General features: G+C 63.4%; 15 protein-coding genes. 7 read left to right on the top strand and 8 right to left on the bottom strand.

Annotated elements, in window-relative coordinates:
* Positions 1 to 39: 39 nt before the first annotated feature.
* The 6 genes from AC1RWL_RS01845 to AC1RWL_RS01820 all read right to left on the bottom strand — a co-directional run bounded on the left by AC1RWL_RS01845 (position 40) and on the right by AC1RWL_RS01820 (position 6,275).
* A complete protein-coding gene (locus AC1RWL_RS01845; protein WP_493093516.1) occupies positions 40 to 837 on the bottom strand; it encodes an iron-sulfur cluster assembly protein in 798 nt (265 codons plus the stop codon).
* Positions 838 to 842: 5 nt separating this feature from the next.
* Positions 843 to 1,865 carry an amidohydrolase family protein gene (locus tag AC1RWL_RS01840; protein ID WP_439617863.1) on the bottom strand — a complete coding sequence of 341 codons (1,023 nt, stop codon included), beginning with the start codon at positions 1,863 to 1,865 and terminating at the stop codon, positions 843 to 845.
* A gap of 71 nt (positions 1,866 to 1,936) precedes the next feature.
* Positions 1,937 to 2,305: an MmoB/DmpM family protein gene (locus tag AC1RWL_RS01835; RefSeq protein WP_256115241.1), complete on the bottom strand. Its 369-nt coding sequence runs from the start codon at positions 2,303 to 2,305 to the stop codon at positions 1,937 to 1,939.
* 17 nt (positions 2,306 to 2,322) lie between these two features.
* The gene (locus AC1RWL_RS01830; RefSeq protein WP_439623503.1) at positions 2,323 to 3,381 is read right to left on the bottom strand and encodes an aromatic/alkene monooxygenase hydroxylase subunit beta; all 1,059 of its coding nucleotides are present in this window, start codon (positions 3,379 to 3,381) and stop codon (positions 2,323 to 2,325) included.
* Between the two features lie 49 nt (positions 3,382 to 3,430).
* On the bottom strand, positions 3,431 to 4,516 hold the full coding sequence (locus tag AC1RWL_RS01825; RefSeq protein WP_493093517.1) for an NADH:ubiquinone reductase (Na(+)-transporting) subunit F: 1,086 nt from the start codon (positions 4,514 to 4,516) through the stop codon (positions 3,431 to 3,433).
* Positions 4,517 to 4,601: 85 nt separating this feature from the next.
* Positions 4,602 to 6,275: an aromatic/alkene/methane monooxygenase hydroxylase/oxygenase subunit alpha gene (locus AC1RWL_RS01820; protein WP_492647811.1), complete on the bottom strand. Its 1,674-nt coding sequence runs from the start codon at positions 6,273 to 6,275 to the stop codon at positions 4,602 to 4,604.
* A 486-nt stretch (positions 6,276 to 6,761) separates the two neighbouring features.
* On the opposite strand from AC1RWL_RS01820, the gene AC1RWL_RS01815 reads away from it, so the two are divergent.
* Genes AC1RWL_RS01815 through AC1RWL_RS01800 form a run of 4 tightly spaced genes read left to right on the top strand, consistent with a single transcriptional unit; the run spans position 6,762 to position 8,839 of the window.
* The gene (locus tag AC1RWL_RS01815) at positions 6,762 to 7,217 is read left to right on the top strand and encodes a hypothetical protein (protein WP_493093518.1); all 456 of its coding nucleotides are present in this window, start codon (positions 6,762 to 6,764) and stop codon (positions 7,215 to 7,217) included.
* Between the two features lie 28 nt (positions 7,218 to 7,245).
* Complete coding sequence (locus tag AC1RWL_RS01810; RefSeq protein ID WP_493093519.1) at positions 7,246 to 7,545, top strand: hypothetical protein; 300 nt, start codon at positions 7,246 to 7,248, stop codon at positions 7,543 to 7,545.
* Position 7,546: 1 nt separating this feature from the next.
* Positions 7,547 to 8,647, top strand: coding sequence for a WD40 repeat domain-containing protein (locus tag AC1RWL_RS01805; RefSeq protein WP_493093520.1), 1,101 nt, complete (start codon positions 7,547 to 7,549; stop codon positions 8,645 to 8,647).
* 12 nt (positions 8,648 to 8,659) lie between these two features.
* Positions 8,660 to 8,839 carry a hypothetical protein gene (locus AC1RWL_RS01800; protein WP_439623511.1) on the top strand — a complete coding sequence of 60 codons (180 nt, stop codon included), beginning with the start codon at positions 8,660 to 8,662 and terminating at the stop codon, positions 8,837 to 8,839.
* Between the two features lie 74 nt (positions 8,840 to 8,913).
* Here AC1RWL_RS01800 and AC1RWL_RS01795 read toward each other — a convergent pair whose 3' ends face one another.
* Positions 8,914 to 9,207, bottom strand: a complete 294-nt coding sequence (locus AC1RWL_RS01795; protein WP_493093521.1) for a ribbon-helix-helix domain-containing protein — start codon at positions 9,205 to 9,207, stop codon at positions 8,914 to 8,916.
* Between the two features lie 93 nt (positions 9,208 to 9,300).
* A complete protein-coding gene (locus AC1RWL_RS01790; RefSeq protein ID WP_493093522.1) occupies positions 9,301 to 10,353 on the bottom strand; it encodes an NAD(P)-dependent alcohol dehydrogenase in 1,053 nt (350 codons plus the stop codon).
* A 226-nt stretch (positions 10,354 to 10,579) separates the two neighbouring features.
* On the opposite strand from AC1RWL_RS01790, the gene AC1RWL_RS01785 reads away from it, so the two are divergent.
* From AC1RWL_RS01785 to AC1RWL_RS01775, 3 genes are all read left to right on the top strand, one after another.
* Positions 10,580 to 12,472, top strand: a complete 1,893-nt coding sequence (locus AC1RWL_RS01785) for a sigma-54-dependent Fis family transcriptional regulator (RefSeq protein WP_493093523.1) — start codon at positions 10,580 to 10,582, stop codon at positions 12,470 to 12,472.
* 216 nt (positions 12,473 to 12,688) lie between these two features.
* Complete coding sequence (locus tag AC1RWL_RS01780) at positions 12,689 to 13,774, top strand: ATP-binding protein (RefSeq protein ID WP_256115251.1); 1,086 nt, start codon at positions 12,689 to 12,691, stop codon at positions 13,772 to 13,774.
* Complete coding sequence (locus tag AC1RWL_RS01775) at positions 13,746 to 16,076, top strand: DUF5682 family protein (protein ID WP_493093524.1); 2,331 nt, start codon at positions 13,746 to 13,748, stop codon at positions 16,074 to 16,076. The genes AC1RWL_RS01780 and AC1RWL_RS01775 overlap by 29 nt, the downstream gene beginning before the upstream one ends.
* Positions 16,077 to 16,080 lie beyond the last annotated feature (4 nt).

The raw sequence follows: 16,080 nt of genomic DNA, 5'->3' as shown, positions 1-16,080 counted from the left end.
CGCCTCTTGCAGAAAGGCGTTGTTTTCAGTGCAAGCGTTTCAGGTCGCGTGCGCGGGAGCCGGCACGCGATCCATGATGAAGTCGACAAGCGTCGGCTCACCGTCGATCACGTCCATTTCCTTGTATCGCGTGTGCTTCAGTCCCCGGCAGAGCGCGCCGTTGAACTCCATGTTGATGCGCACGCTGCGCAGGTCGGCGAGATAGGCACCGAGCGCATCCACCGCGATCCGGTCGCCCTCCCAGGTGACGAAGGCAGCGTCATCCGCCCGCCTGTCCGGCCAGCGGCCGAGCAGCACCTCCCGATAACGCGGTTTCTGCTTTGCCGCCTCGCCGGCATCGAAGCCCGCGGCATCGAACTCCGACAGGTCCATGCCGACAATCTCGCCGTCCGTAAGGCCCTGCTGACGCAGACCAAGCAACACGGCCTCCTGGCGCCGCTTGAAGGCCTTCGCCCGGAAGATCGCGCGCAGGCTTTCGAGATCCTGATCGCCGGCGAGCTCGCCGAAGATTTCGCCAAACGCCTTCCCTTCGGCGATGCCCCTGTTCACCTCTTCGGCGAACATGTGATCGTGCAGCGTCACGCGGTAGGCGGGCGACCACGAGAGGGAATCGAGCGCCTGGCGCACGCCGTCCAGCATCAGGAAGGCGAAGTTCGGCGAGCACCAGTAGGTGGGCAGGCGGAAATCGATCTCCACGCTGCCGTCGAGCTTGATAAGGACGCGCTCGACGAACCCCATGGCGGTGACCGGCTCGTCCAGTTCCGGGTCGTTCACCTGTTCGAGACGCCGCCAGAGCTCCTCGCTCTGGCGGGCTGCGGACATACGGACCGGCGTCATCGCCCCTACTCCGCCGCGACGCTGAAGGGCGAATTGGCGAGCGCCGCCTTCTTGGCCTCGATGTCGATATCGTAGAGGCGGGCCGCATTCAGGCCGAGGATCTTTTCCTTGATCTCCGGCGTGAGATCGACGCCGCGCTCCTGCTTGATGTCCTCGGGCAGTTCGAAGGCCCAGAACTTCTCGACCAGCCAGCGCGGGGTCCAGATCGCGTAATCCGACCCGAACAGGATCTTTTCCGGACCGGCCCAGAACAGCAGTTCGGAGATGACTTCGGCGAAATAACGCGGCCGCGAGTGGATGAAGGGCAGCGCGACGGCGAGGCCGCCATAGACATTGGTTTCCTGCACGGCGATCCAGCAGAAATCGTCGAGGCGCGGCAGGCCGCAATGCTCGACGATCCAGTTGAGGTTCTGGAAATCCGTCGCCGCATAGTCGACGTCATGCACGTCGAACGCGTCCTTGTTGAGCGGGATGATGGTCGGTCCCTTGTGGACGTGCACGTTCTTGATGCCGAGTTTTTCGCACAGCTCGAAGCACCGGTAGGCGTCCGGATCGTTGAGCTTCCATCCCTTGGAGGCGCCGTTCCACTCGGCCGTGTACATCTTCACGCCCTTGATGTCGTAGGTCTCCTTCATGAAATGGATGTATTCCAGCGCCTTTTCACCGTCGCGCGGATCGAAGGAGCCGTTGACGATGAAGCGCTCGGGATAGCGCTTGGCCATCTCGGCATTCTTCTCCACCGTGTTGAAGCCGTTCTTGTAAAAATCCTTCAGATAGGTCGACTGCACGATCGCCACGTCGTCCGGCCCGTCGATGAAGAGGTCGTGATAAAGGTCGTCGGCGGTGTATTTTTCGAACTTGCTCTTTTCCCAGAGCTGCTCCTTGGGACTGAGCGCCGTGTGATAGGCGTAGAAACATTCGACGAACTGCTTGCCGTGAATGTTGCGCTGGTTTTCCGGGCTCCCGTCCCAGAAATGCGTGTGGCCGTCGACGATGAAGATTTCCTTGCCTTCCGGTGTCCTGAACATTCTCTGCCTCCAAAACGAATGTGTTGAGCAATCCGGCGCACCGGCAGGGCGGCGCGCCGGTCAAGGGGTCGTCAGATGTATTCGAAGACCTCGTCCATATCGCCGAACAGGATCACCTCGTTGTCGTCGATGCGCACCATCCGGCCGTAATGGGTGGAGGTGTTCACCTCGAAGATTTCCGCGGTCATCTCGCGGCCGAGATATTCGCTGATGTCGTCCATCTTGAAGATCAGCTTGCCATTGCCGTCGATGCGGATCATCGCCGGCTGGTAGGTGACGGTGACGCCGGGCTTCTTGCCCATGAACTCGGCGATGGCCCTCGCCTCGACGGAATCGTTCATGGTGACGCCACACTGGTGGGAGATCGTCTGTTCGAAGGTGATGTCCTTCATCGCCTTGAAGATGTTGGACTGCGACGCGTCGCGTGCTGCGGTAGACATGCTGAATTCTCCCTTGATTAGCGCTTGAGGCCGAGTTCGCCGAGGATCTGTGCGATGCGCTCTTCGGAAGAGGCGCGCACGTCCTGGAAGGAAATCGGCTTGGAATGCGGCATCGACCAGATCGGCTGGAGGCCGATGGCTGCCTTGTCGGCGAGCGCGCCGTGCTTCTTGATCCAGCCCTGGAACAGCGCCTTGTTGGCGGCACCATGGACCTCGTCATTGGCGAGCAGGTAGATGAGGTCGATCGTGTTGGCGAGGTTGCGCTCGTAGTCGGCTTCCGCGGCCGACACCACCGGCGGGGTGATGAAGTCGTGATTGGCGGCCGAGGCCTGCATCAGGAAGCCGGAGCGGAACAGTTCGCCGACCAACGGTTCGAAGACGATGTTGATCGCGAAATACTGCTCCAGATAGTCGGTCGCGCCCATGATGGTCTCGATCGCTTCGCGCGTGCCCTGCCAGACGCTGTCTTCCAGCCAGTGCTTCTTGCCCAGCTCGTCGTCCCAGCCGGGAATATCCATGCCGATTTCGGCGAGATAGAGCGTGATGTCCTGCGCGAGCCGGAGCTTGTAGGAGGAGTTGGTCAGCGTGGCGTTGTTGATCATCTGGGTATAGCCGTAGCGCTGCGCCTGCATCAGCGAGGTGCCCAGCCCGAATTCGGCATGTTTCCAAGCGCCCAGATGCGCCTGCAGGATCTTGATCCAGGTCTTGTCGAAGGTTTTCGGCGCGCCGGCCCTGCGGGCGTTGGCGATGACGCTCTGTACCATCGTCTCGATCTTCGACTGGCGCTGATAGTGGGTGCGCTCCCATTCCTGGTCCGGCGCGCGGAACGCATGCCAGTTGGAGCTTTTCGCCGCCGTGTTGTCCTTGACGTAAGCGCCCTTGCCATCGGCGAACGAGATGATCCAGTCCTGGATCAGGTAGCGTTCCGGGTCGGGCTGGACGTCGACGGTGACGTCCTCGTAATGGGTGGCGCGCTGGCCCTTCGGATCGTAGTAGCGGTATTTCCGGCTGTCGGAATCGGCGAAGACCGCGGAACCCGCCGCACCCGATCCGATTGAAGTCGCTGTCGCTGTCATGGTTTCTCACTCCCTTTTTTCAGTTGGCTTTCGGACCCCAAGGGTCCTTTCAGTGACCCGTCGTGGTGGCGCCGGACGAGGTGGTGAACTTGTCGAAGAAGATGCGTTCCAGCTCGAAGCCGTTCATGAAGAGAACCGGCTGGAGGGCGTCGATCATCGGCGGCGGGCCGCAGGCATAGACATCGCCCTCGCCGTCGATGCCGAGCTGTTTCAGGATGGCGTCGACGCTCTGGTGCACGAAACCGCGCTCGCCCTCCCATCCGCTCGCCTCGTCGGCATGGGACAGGACCGGGATGAAGGTGACGTCCGGATGCGCGCTGAGCAGCTCCTCTATCCGGTCGAGATAGAACAGGTCGTCCGGCGTGCGGGCGCCGTAGAAGAAATAGACCGGACGCGTCTCGCCGCTCTTCAGATGGTCGTTGAGGATCGACCAGACCGGCGACATGCCGGAGCCGGCACCGACCAGCACTAGTGCTCCCTGTCGCTCCTCCCGCCGGAAGCAGGTTCCGTAGGGTCCGACGACGGTGACCTCGGCTCCGACGCGGATGCCTCCGGAATCGAGCTCTCCGGAGAACTTTCCCTCGGGGTATTTCTTGATGATGAAGGAGAGTTTCTGGGTTTCGTGCGGCGTATTTGCCATGGAGAACGAGCGCGTAATCGTCTCCCCTTTTTCCGTGGTGACCGTGATGTCGACATATTGCCCCGCCCAGAACTTCATCGGGGAGCTGAGCTCGATCTCGATGCCGCGGATATCGTGGGTCAGGTTCTCCTTGGCGGAGATCCGGCCGCTGAATGTCTTGACGGCAATCGATTTCGCCAGAACCTCCTCGTCGTAATTGAGAAGTTCGACTTCCATGTCGGAATAGGCGATCGACCGGCACAACAGGATGTGGCCGGTATCCTTCTCCATGTCGTTGAGGGCGAAGGTCGAGTATTTGAGCATCTCGACCTCGCCGTCGAGCAGCACGCATTTGCAGGCGGAACATTGCCCTTCCTTGCAGCCGTGCGGCAGCGCGATCCCCTGGCGGAACGCTGCGTTGAGAACCGTCTCGCCATGTTCGACCTCGAACTCGACGCCGACCGGCTCGAGGCGGACCTTATGTGCTTCCTGATGTCGTTTTTGAGCTTCTGCCATGCTGGAACCTCCCAATTCCCGATCCCGGACTGTTGCGGAGGCCGGCCGAAACCGGCCTCCGCGGGTCGTAACCCGGTGAAAGGCCTCAGTTGACGGCGTTGATCTTGAAGCCTGCGCGATACTCGGCGAGGTGCTGTTCGCGGGCGGCCGGCGACATTTCGCGAAGCAGGGTCAGCGGCGACAGGATGGTGTGGCCGCGGATATCGTCCAGCGTCCACATGTCCTTGGCGTCGAAGCTCAGATGCGGTTGCGGAATGAGCGTCTTGCCGTCGGAGCGGATGAAGTTCAGGTCTTTCATCGCGTCGCCGAGATCCCAGCCGTGATAGACGGTTTCCCATTCGCGCTTGCCGCTGAAGCGGCCCATGGCAGGCGTCGGTCGGCCCTGGTATTCGTCGGAAAACGCCTCGACGGCGGTCCAGCGGTCCAGTTCATGGGCGAAGGTGTGGATCTGCCCGTCGATCTCGTCGACCACGATGTCCTCGCGGATGAGGCAGGGCACCAAGCAGCTCCAGCAGCGATGCGGATAGACGTAACCGACATCCTCGTTGAAGGTGATGATCTTCTCGCCGCGCTTGCTGAGCTTGGCATGCCACTTCCAGAAGTCGCCGAATTCGGCATACCAGCCGGGATATTTGTGCTCGAACCATTCGAAGTCCTTGTCGGTCTGAGCTTCGATACGCCAGAAGTTCAGCGGCCAGCCGACCGTGAAGAACTGGGCAACCTTGTGCACGTAGTTCTTCTTGGTGATGCGGTTCCAGGCTTCGTGAACGTCGTCGTGATGGACCTTGATGCCGTATTTTTCGAGCGGCAGCATGTAGGTGCGGTAATAGTCCTCGAAGATCCAGCGGTGCCACATCTCCGCGTAGGATTCCTTGTTCTTGTCGCGGTTGGTGGTGCCGTATTCGATCAGCGTGCCGATGGCGGCGTCGACGATCGCGTGGTTCTGCCAGAAGGCGTAGCGCAGGTCGCGCTCCAGAAGCAGGTGGTTTTCCGGCTCCTTCAGGGCGGCCATCAGCAGCGAGTGGCCGTTGCCGATATGGCGGCTTTCATCGGATTGGACCGACAGGAACACCGTCGGCAGCGCATAGTCGCCGTTGCGGGCGGCTTCCGAAGGCATGGCCACGAACAGGGTGTTGGTGAAGGCCGTTTCCGCGACCACGGTCAGGTACATGCAGGCCGACGTCATCACGTCGCCGGTGATGAAACCCTCGCCGAACTGGCGGCCGATGGTCGTGGCATAGCACTTGCCGAAGGCTTCCTCGGTGATGTCGAAGCCCGCCGGGTCGATATAGTTCTCCATGTACCATTTCTTCAGGTTCATCTGGATGGTCGAGTGACGGAACTCGTCGACCATCTGCATGGTGAAGCCGGTGCGCAGGTCCTCGCCGGGCGCGATGCGCGCCACCATCGCCATGGAGCGGGCGGCCGAGATTTCCGGGAACGGAATGATGGCGAGGAACAGCTTCATCCACTCCACCCAGCGCGGCTGGACGTTGCGGAACATGTCGCCGCGCAGCGCCGCATCGAGCGCGCCATAGACGCGGTTGTCTTTTTCCTCCTGCATCGGGAAATAGGACCGCAGGACCTGCTTCATCGGATCGCGCGGCGCCTTGGTGATCTTGTAGTCCGTCGGAAACGTCATGGCTTCCTGGACATAGGTCGGGTTCCAACCGAGGTCGGAAATCTTCTTCGTCGCCTCGCCGACGGATATGCCGCGCTGCGAAGTAATCTTGTTGAGCGTCAAAGACGACATCGTCATTAGCCTCCACTGTGTTTGAACCGCGAGCCTCCCGGCTCCGGCTGGAACGGCGCCATCAGCACCGCGAGCGAAAGTTGACATGGCACGGCAAAGGGTGGCGCCCGGGGCGCGACCAAGGTCCGACCATTCAAGTGGATCACGGCAAAGGTTATTGGGAGAAAGGCCCAGTCATTCCGAACACGGACTGTTGCGAACCTGTACCCCAACTCCTTCGTTCTTCTGGCGTCGCTTCAAGCGCGATGGCTTCTTGTGAAATAGACGTTGCAAGGCCCGTGCCAGTTTGGAAAAACCCGGCAATCCGCGCCTCGACGCGATCGGGAAACCAAAAGTGTAACGTTATTTTACAATCGTAAATTACAACATGTAACGGCTTAAATACTTAGCACATGCAGCATAAATTCATTTAAAGGCTCGGGAAAACAATATTGGACATGATTTTATTCTTTACCTATATAAACCGCTTCCTTCTCAATTCGGAAGACAGCCATGTCAAACAACGATGATCCGATCGCAGGAATAAGCGAAGGCGAGGATGTCAACACTGCGCTCGCGCAGCTCATGCCGCGGGACCTGGTTTTCTCGATGCGCTTCATGGGCGAGAGCCAGCACCTGATGCAGAACCACTTCCAGCAGTTCATTCTGCAGGAACTGGCCATGGCCGGCATCACGCCCGAAACCCATCCGATGCTCCACGCCTTTGCGGAAAAACACGCGCTCATGCTGCGCGATTTCGTCTTCTCGGGCGTGTCGCTTTCCCGGCAGTTCCGCGTCGGGGAGATGGAGCAGCTGACCGGCGACATGCTGATCCGCGTCGATGTCTGGGACCAGCTTCGCAGCCACGTTTCCATGGCGGAACGGCAGTTCAGGACCCAATTGCCGGACCTGCCGACCATTCTGGAAGCCTGGAAAGCACCGGAGGCCGGCGGCACCGCCCGCCGTTGAACACGCTGTCACACTCAGGAGGTTTTCAATGTCCGATCTCGATCTCATGCGCCGCCGCGTCGAACTCGTCGGCACCGTATCGACGCTGACCGCGAAAGCCCTGAAGCTGACCCAGGCGGTCTCCGGGGTCGAAATGGACATCCTGCGCCTCGAGCTGGCAATCGGCCGCGATCCCGCGAACAGACAACTGGTGCAGGAATTGCATGACCAGGAGGAGAGCGCCGCGGCGATCCGCCAGGAACAGGCCGACTGCGCGGAAGACATCGCTGCGGCGGAACGGGAGGTCGCCGCACTGGATGTGCTGATCGCGGCCGCAAAGGGAGGATGAAATGAACCAGCAGACCATTCCCAACGTCACCCTGTTCGATCTCCTGGCGCGCAACTGGCAGCGCCCGGCGCCCGTCCGCCAGCTCTGTTTTAACGAGGACGACACGATCCTGGCGATCGGCTCCGCCGATGGCGCGGTCGCCCTCGCCCGCATCGGCGACAACGAACCGCCGGAATCACGCATCGCGGTCGACAACGGCCAGACGACGATCTCCCCCCGAAAGGGCAAGCCTTCGCCGTTAATCAGCACCCGCATCCAGGAGGGTACAGCCCTTTCGGCCTATCGGGACGGCACCTTCCTCGTCTCGACCCGCAGCGGCGAACTTCTCCACGTCACGCGTTCCGGCGAGATCGCGGGAAAGGTCCTTTCCGACAGAACCCCGATTTCCGCCTTCGCCCACAACCACGCGGCGGACCTGACGGCGGTGATCGTCAGGCGGCGGCTGCGCCTGCAATCGGGCGAGGCGCAAGCGATCCGGGAGGCCGAGCTCGGCGACCTGGCACCCTTGCTTGTCTCGATATCGGACGATGGCGGACTGATCGCGCTTGCCGGCCCGGACAGGCTGAGCATCCGACGCATCGACGATGATTCAGGCCCGCTATGGGAAACGAACCTTTCATCACCACCGCTTTCGTTGAAATGGAGCGCGGATCGCCGATGGCTCGGCTGCGGGCAACAAACCCGCGGCCTCTGTCTGCTGGATGCGGAAACTGGCGAGCGCATTGTGTTCGGCGATTTTCCGGGTCCGGTCGGCACGGTCGACTGGAGCGAGGCGACGAACACGGTTGTCGCGTCCGGAGCCTATCGCATCGCCGGCTGGTCGATGACGGCAGCGCCTGCCAAGGCGCTTGCAACGGGACGTGCCGGCTTCGTCATGGTGGAGGCCGTTGCAGTGCATCCGGCCAAGGCGCTGGTGGCAGCGGGCTATGCAAACGGCAGGATTGCCGTCGCCGAGATCGGGTCACCCGAAGAATTGACCATCCGCGATATCGGCGGCCCCGTCACGGCGCTGCAATGGTCGGCAAGCGGCCGCTATCTGGCGGCGGGCGACGGCTCGGGCAACGCCGCCATCATCACCTTCCCAAATGAAATCTTCAAATAGCAGGAGGACATCATGCAAGCAGAGCAACGCACGACGGAAGACACAAGCAAGGACGCCTTTTTCGAACGGATTGCCAAACTGTCGGAGGAGATGATCGCCGCGCACGGCAAGGATTTCAGCATGGGTGCGCTGGTGCTCGGCGCGCGATGGATCGCCGAGGGCCGTGTCGAACCCGACCGCAAGGACAATTGAGCGCCGCGCAACGCGACGGCACGATCCGGCGAGACCGGGGTCAGCGGATGTTACCCGTCTGCCGATGTCGGCCGTCAGGCCCGGTTTGCGGCGCCGATCCCGCCCCGGCGCTCCTCTTGGTAGAGGAGACAGACGGTCCGCAGGATGGACGCCAGGTTGGAGATGCCGCCGGGCAGTTCCATCGCCTCGGCGTAAAGCTGCGAAATCAGCTTGGAGGTCGAAAGCCCCTCCGTCTCGGCTATGCCTTCCAGAACCTGCCAGAAGGCCGTCTCCAGGCGGACACTGGTCGAGTGCCCCGAAATCCGCACCGATCGGCTGACCTTCGCGAACCGTCGCGGGCTCTGGTCCGTCAATACCCTGCACATCATGGTTTCTTCCTTCGCGTCCTCGCGCCTCCAACAGACGCTCCCCGCCGCTTGTCGCGGCAGGGAGCGGGAGACGGTCTGCGGCTGATCGGCATGTCAGGGGATGAGCACGGCGCGCCCGTGGATCTTGCCGTCGCGCAGGTCCTTGAGCGCCTGGTTGGCATCGGCGAGCCGGTATTCGACGGTTGTCAGGTCCACGAGCCCACGATCGGCGAGCGCCATCAGCTCAGTCAGTTCCGCCCAGGTGCCGACCAGGTTGCCGATGATGTTCTTTTCGGTAATCACCATGTCGACGGTCGGAATGCGGATGTCCTCGCCGTAGCCGACGACATAGTAGCTCCCCATCGGCCGGGTCATCTTCAGGCCCTTCAGCGTCGTGCCCTTCTCGCCGACGAAGTCGATGACGGCTTCGGCACCCTGCCCGCCCGTCAATTCGAGCACCGCCTCCACCTCGTTGCCGTCGGCCTTGACCAGCTTGTCGGCGCCGATCCTGCCGGCAAGCTCCAGCGAAGCGTCGGAAATGTCGACGACGATGACGTCGGCCGCGCACATGGCCTTCAGGCACTGGATGCCGATATGGCCGAGCCCGCCGGCGCCGATGACGACGACCGATTCACCGGGCAGCAGATGGCGCGTCGCCTTCTTGACCGCGCGATAGGCGGTGAGGCCCGCGTCCGCATAAGGCGCGACTTCCTTGGGTGCGAGCGTCTTCGGCAACGGCACGATGTTGCGCTCGGAGGTGCAGAGATATTCGGAATAGCCGCCGTCGCAGTCCAGCCCGGGGAACCTCCCAGGACCGTGCATGTCAAAACCGCGCCGGCAGGCGAGGCAGGTGCCGCCGGAGATTTTCGGATGCACGATCACCGGATCGCCGACCTTGATGCCCTCGACCTCCTTGCCGATGGCCTCGACCCAGCCGGCATTTTCGTGCCCCATGATCAGCGGCAGAAGCGCGTTGCCGTTCGGGTCCATGTGCGGGCGCCAGACGCCCTCGATGATGTGCAGGTCCGTGCGGCAGACCCCGGCCCCGCCGATGCGCACGATCACGTCGGTGGATTTCTTGATCGTCGGGTCGGGGACATCCTGAAACGAGACCCACCGTCCCGTTTCGAGCTTGTCGTCATATTGCGTCAGAACTTGCGCCTTCATGCTGATGTCTCCTCCTTCGGCGGGCCATTGCCCGTTGCAGGGGATTCTTCGCAAGCGCCATGCCACATAGATAATTCAAGAAATATCAAAAGGATAACCGGAAGAAACGGCACAAAGACTGTTCACCGCCTGAACGGCGTGGACAACGGACCTGTCCAGTTTCTGTTCATTGCGCAGGCGCGCGACAAGCAGTTACCCTGCTTGAAATGATGCATGAGGAGGAGACATGCAGCATCTATCGGGAATGGACCGCGCGCGCAGCGCGCTGGAAAAGGGCGAGCGTTTTCCCATCGGCACGCTACATCCCGTCGTGGCCGACAGCTGGGAGCGGTGCCGCGATTTCGATCTCGACCCGCGCGGCACGCCACGCCACAACGTCGTCGCCTTTGCCGATGTGAAACAGCGGCGCGAGGCGAACGCCGCCATGCGTCTGTTGGCGCTGGCCGAGATGCAGCTTCTGCATTCCCAGATCGCCGGCTCCAATTTCATGATCGCGCTGGGTGACGCAAACGGCGTCGTGCTGGATACGATCAGCGACCAGCACTTCGCCGACAGCGAGGCGGGCCGCGCGATCATTCCGGGCAGCATCTGGAACGAAAGCGAGCGCGGCACCAATGCGCTGGGGCTTGCCGCCCTCGTCGAAAAGCCGGTGGCGATCTATGGCCGGGAGCACTATTTTGCCTGTCACGGCCATCTGAGCTGCATGGCCGCCCCGATCTTCAGTTCGGATGGCAAGGTGCTTGGCCTGCTCGATGCCTCCTGCGCCCATGAAGCCCGGCAGGAGCACACCCATGCCCTTGTTCGCATGGCCGCGGCCCAGATCGAAAACGGCCTCCTCTACCAGAGCCATTCCAAAAGCTTCGTCTTCGCTTTCCATCCACGCGTGGAATATCTCGACACGCTCTCCGCCGGCCTGGTGTCCGTCTCGCTCGATGGCGAGATCCTGTCGATCAACCGCCCCGGCAAGACCCTGCTGGACGGCCTGCCGGCGCTGCTGGGAAATCATTTCGACATGCTGTTCGAAGCCGGCTTCGGCCAGGCGGTGGACGGCCTCCTGAAGGGCGGCGTCATCCGGATCCGCGATCGGGCGGGCAGCGGCGTCTTCATGGTCTGCCGGCAGATCGGCGAGCACGATGCCCCGGTGGGGAAGCGCCCGTCGCCATCGATGCCGGCCCTGATCCGACAGGAAAGCGCGCCGGACTTCGTTTCGCACGATCCGGCGGTCAAACGATCGCTCGGCGATCTCGCAGAGGCGGCGGTGCTGCGCATGCCTGTGCACATCACCGGGGAAACCGGCACCGGCAAGGAACTGATGGCGCAACATGTCCACAAGGTCAGCGCGCGCAAGGGCGAGTTCGTCGCGCTCAATTGCGGCGCCGTGCCGGAAGAGTTGTTCATCGCGGAAATCTTCGGCCACGAGCGCGGCGCCTTCACCAATGCGCGCGCCGAAGGCTCCATCGGGCTGGCACGCATGGCCGATCGCGGCACGCTTTTCCTCGACGAGGTTGCCGATATTCCGCTGGCGGCGCAGACCTCGTTGCTGCGGTTCCTCGACAGCATGGAAATCCGTGCCGTCGGCGCGCAAAAGACGCAGAAGGTGGATGTCCAGATCGTCTCGGCAACCAACCGGGACCTGGAGAACATGGTGGCGCAGAGGCAGTTCCGGGCGGACCTCTATTACCGCCTGAACGCCTTCTCCATCCGCTTGCCGCCGCTGCGCAGCCGGACCGATTTTGCAAGCATCGTGCGCCACCTCATGGAGAAGATGGCGCCCGGAACGCCGGTGACCGATGCGGCGATCGCCACGCTTTCGCAGCGAAAATGGCCGGGCAACATTCGAGAGCTCAGGACCGTACTGCAGCGCGCGCTGGTGCGCCGCTGCGCCGACTATATCGATGAAAGCTGTTTCGACGAGGCCAGCCTTGTGCCCGACCTTGCCCGCGATTGCTGCGATGAGTGTCGGGACAGGCCGCTCAGCCGCGCCAAATGCCAGGAAATCCGGTCGGTCTACGACAAGACCCAGCAGAACATCTCCCGCACGGCGCGGGAACTCGGGCTGTCCCGCACCACGGTCTACAAGCATGTGCGGACCGTGGAAGCATCGCCTCAGCAAATATGAAAAGAGGCCGCTAATTTAAAATATACCTAAATAACGACTATACTCACGAAGGCGAACCGCCGGCGCGATAAGCTCGAATTTTTCATTCACTCACGAAGAAAACTGCGCCTTGAAACGTAACTCAAGCGCAATACATTGCCTTTGGCTACCCTACAGGCAGTCGCGGGCCTTGATCCCGTTTCGACGCAGCCCGCCAGAACAGGACCGATCTGTCGCATGCCTCAACAGACCGCCGCCATCCAACGCCCCCCTGCCGAAATCGCATATCGAGAGGAACTGGACGCCCTGCGTCGCACCGACAAGGGGCCGCGTCCGCCCGGCTGGGCGCTTTCGCTGCGCGCCGTCAAATCCTTCGTGCTAGGTGGTGATGGGGCGAGCGCCAAGCTCGTAGCCTCCCCCGCCCTCATCGAGCGCGCGATGGTCACGCTCGCCACCTCCCGCGCCCTTCTCCTCATCGGCGAGCCGGGCACGGCCAAGAGCTTTCTTTCGGAGCTGCTCGCCGCAGCCATCGGCGCGGATTCGACGCTGACGATCCAGGGCGGCGCCTCGCTCACCGAGGACCAGATCAAATATGGCTGGAACTATGCGCTTCTCGTCAGCGAGGGGCCGAGCCGGCGCGCGCTTGTTCCGGCACCTTTGCATCGCGGCATGTCGGACGGCAAGATCGTGCGTTTCGAGGAAATCACCCGCTGCCCGCTGGAAGTGCAGGATACCCTGCTGTCGATCCTCTCGGACCGGGTCATGGCCGTGCCGGAGCTTTCCGGCGAGGACGGCATGGTTTTCGCCCGCGACGGCTTCAATGTCATCGCCACCGCGAACACCCGCGACCGCGGCGTCAATGAAATGTCGGCGGCGCTGAAGCGGCGCTTCAACTTCGAAACGGTCTTCCCCATCCGCGACGCGGACGAGGAACTGGCGTTGGTCAAGCGCGAGGCGGCAAAGCTGCTCGCCCGCTCCGGCGTGCCGGCAGCACCCGACGACGACGTGCTGGAGGTCCTCGTCACCTGCTTTCGCGAATTGCGCGACGGTCTTTCGGCCGAGGGCGGCATGGAGCGGCTGAGTTCCGTGATGAGCACCGCCGAAGCCGTGAGCGTCGCCCATGCAGTCGGCGTGCGCGGCCATTACATGCGCGGCGACCGGGGACGGCCTGAAGACATCATCGAATGCCTTGCCGGCACCGCCGCCAAGGACAATGCGGAAGATCTCACAAAGCTCCGGCGCTATCTGGAGCAGAAGGTATCGAAGCGGTCCGGCGAAGCTTGGAAGGCGTTTTATGCGGCTCGGCATCTTCTCACGCCCTGAGCGCAAAGCCGCGCCGGCAGCGGAGGAACGGCTCGTCGTGATCGGCGTCCGGCACCATTCGCCTGCCTGCGCCCGGCTGGTTCGCCAGGCCATCTCGCGCCACCGTCCAGCCTTCGTGCTGATCGAAGGGCCGGCGGACTTCAATCCGCACCTCGCCGATCTCCGGCTGGAGCACCAGTTGCCGCTTGCCATCTTCAGCTATCACGCGAGCCAGCACCGCAGCTTCGCCTCCTACTCGCCCTTCTGCGCCTATTCACCGGAATGGGAGGCCTTGCAGGCAGCTTGGGAAGCCGGCGCGACGCCGCTCTTCTGCGACCTGCCCGCCTGGCACCCGGATTTCGGTGAGCGAGCCAACCGCTATGCCGATCCGCATGGCCGCCGTGCCGCCGTGGCAGAAGCTGCCGTGGCCGGTGCGCTTGGGGAGGATGGCCGCGATGCCGTCTGGGACGCGCTCGCCGAACAGGCGCCCGCCGACGAACTGGAGCGCCGGCTGGACCGCTATTTCGACCTGCTGCGCCCGGAGGGCGGCGAGGACCCACAGGAGCTTGCCCGCGAGCGCTTCATGGCCGCCCATGCCGCCTGGGCGCTGAAGGAGGCGCAAAACCGCAAGGTGGTCCTCGTCTGCGGCGGCTGGCATGCAGAGGCGATACGGCGGCTGGCGCGGGAGGCGGATGGAGAACGGCCTGACGTCCCGGCTCCGACCGGCGACGAGCGCGCCGGAAGCTACCTCGTGCCTTACGATTACCGCCGGCTCGACCGCTTCACCGGCTACGCCTCCGGCATGCCCTCTCCCGCCTATTACGAACAGGTTTTCGCCCGCGGGCTGGACGCCGCCGCCGACTGGGCGGAAAACGCGATCGCGCAGGCGATGCGGGCCGCCGGACAGGTCGTTTCCACCGCCGATCGGGTGGCCTGGCACACGCATGCGCAGGCGCTCGCCATGGCACGCGGCCACCGCGCGAGGCTGCGCTCGGACCTGCTGGATGCGGCGCTCGCGACCCTCGTCAAGGATGGGCTCGACCAACCGGCCGCCTGGACCCGCGACGGCGCCGTGCGTGCCGGCACCCATCCGGCCCTCGTCGCCATGCTGAAGGCGCTGACCGGAGAACGCCGCGGCCGGCTGGCGCCCGGAACGCGCCGGCCGCCGCTGATCACCGACATCGAGATCCGGCTGGCAGAGGCGGGGCTGACGCCCGACCATCGCGCCCGCCGGATAGAACTCGACTGGAGCATTGCGGCCGACAGGGAGCGCGCCCACACGCTGAATGCGCTGCGGCTTCTCGGCATGCCCGGCCTCGAACGGCTCGAAGGTCCGCTGGCGCCACGCACCGCCGCCCCGCGGGAAACCTTCCGGCTGGTCCTCCATCGCGATGCGGAAGGCATGCTCATCGAGGCTTCGCGCTGGGGCGGCACGCTGCCGATGGCCGCCGCCGCCCTCCTCAGCGACCGCGCGGCGCAAGCCGGGGGCGACCTCAAGATCCTCTCCCTTTGCCTGGCCGACGCGCTGTTTGCCGGATTGCTCGTTCTCGAAAACGACCTGACCGCTCAACTCGCGCAGGGCATTGCGCTTTCGCACGACATGGGTGCCATCGGCGCGGCGGGCCGTCTGGCCGTCCAGTTGCATCGCTTCGGCGAGATTTTCGGCATGGCCGCGCGGCAAGCACTCGGCGAACTGTGCGAGTCCGTCTTCGACAAGGTGCTGCAGACGGCGGAGGCCATTCACAACGACGAGGAGGGCCTGCGCGCCGTCCCGGCATTCGCCGCCTGCCGCGACATGCTGCGCGATTGCCCGGACCTCGATATCGAGCGCTACGCCTTTCTGGCAACGCTTGGCCGGTGCCTGGCGAATGCGGAAACGGCGCCCGCCATTGCCGGCGCGGCCCTGGGCACGCTCGTGGCCTGCGGGGAAGGCGGCGCCTACGATGTGGCCGGCCGCATGCACCGTTTCAGCCGGCCAGACCAGCTCGGCGATTTCCTGTCGGGGCTGTTTGCGCTGGCGCGCGAGGAGATTGCCGCCGACACGGCCGTCATCGACGCCGTCCGCGCCCTGATCGACGGCTGGCACGACGATGCCTTCCTGACAGCGCTTCCTGCCCTCCGGCAGGCCTTCGCGTTTTTCCCGCCGCGCGAGCGGGAGCGGCTGTCGCGCGTCATCCTTCGCGCCCACGGCGCAAGCGAGGCGCAGGCGGAAATCCAGGCGCTGGAATGGATGCGCCAGCCGGCACACGCCACCGACCAGGCTGCGGCACTGGCACTCGAAGCGATCGTCGCCCGGCGTCTTGCCGATGCCGGGCTGGTTTGATGAT

It is taken from the genome of Shinella sp. GW821-FHT10F02 (genome assembly GCF_058809275.1).
Note: the sequence above shows the minus strand (reverse complement) of the source record. Positions and strands in the feature narration are given on the sequence as shown.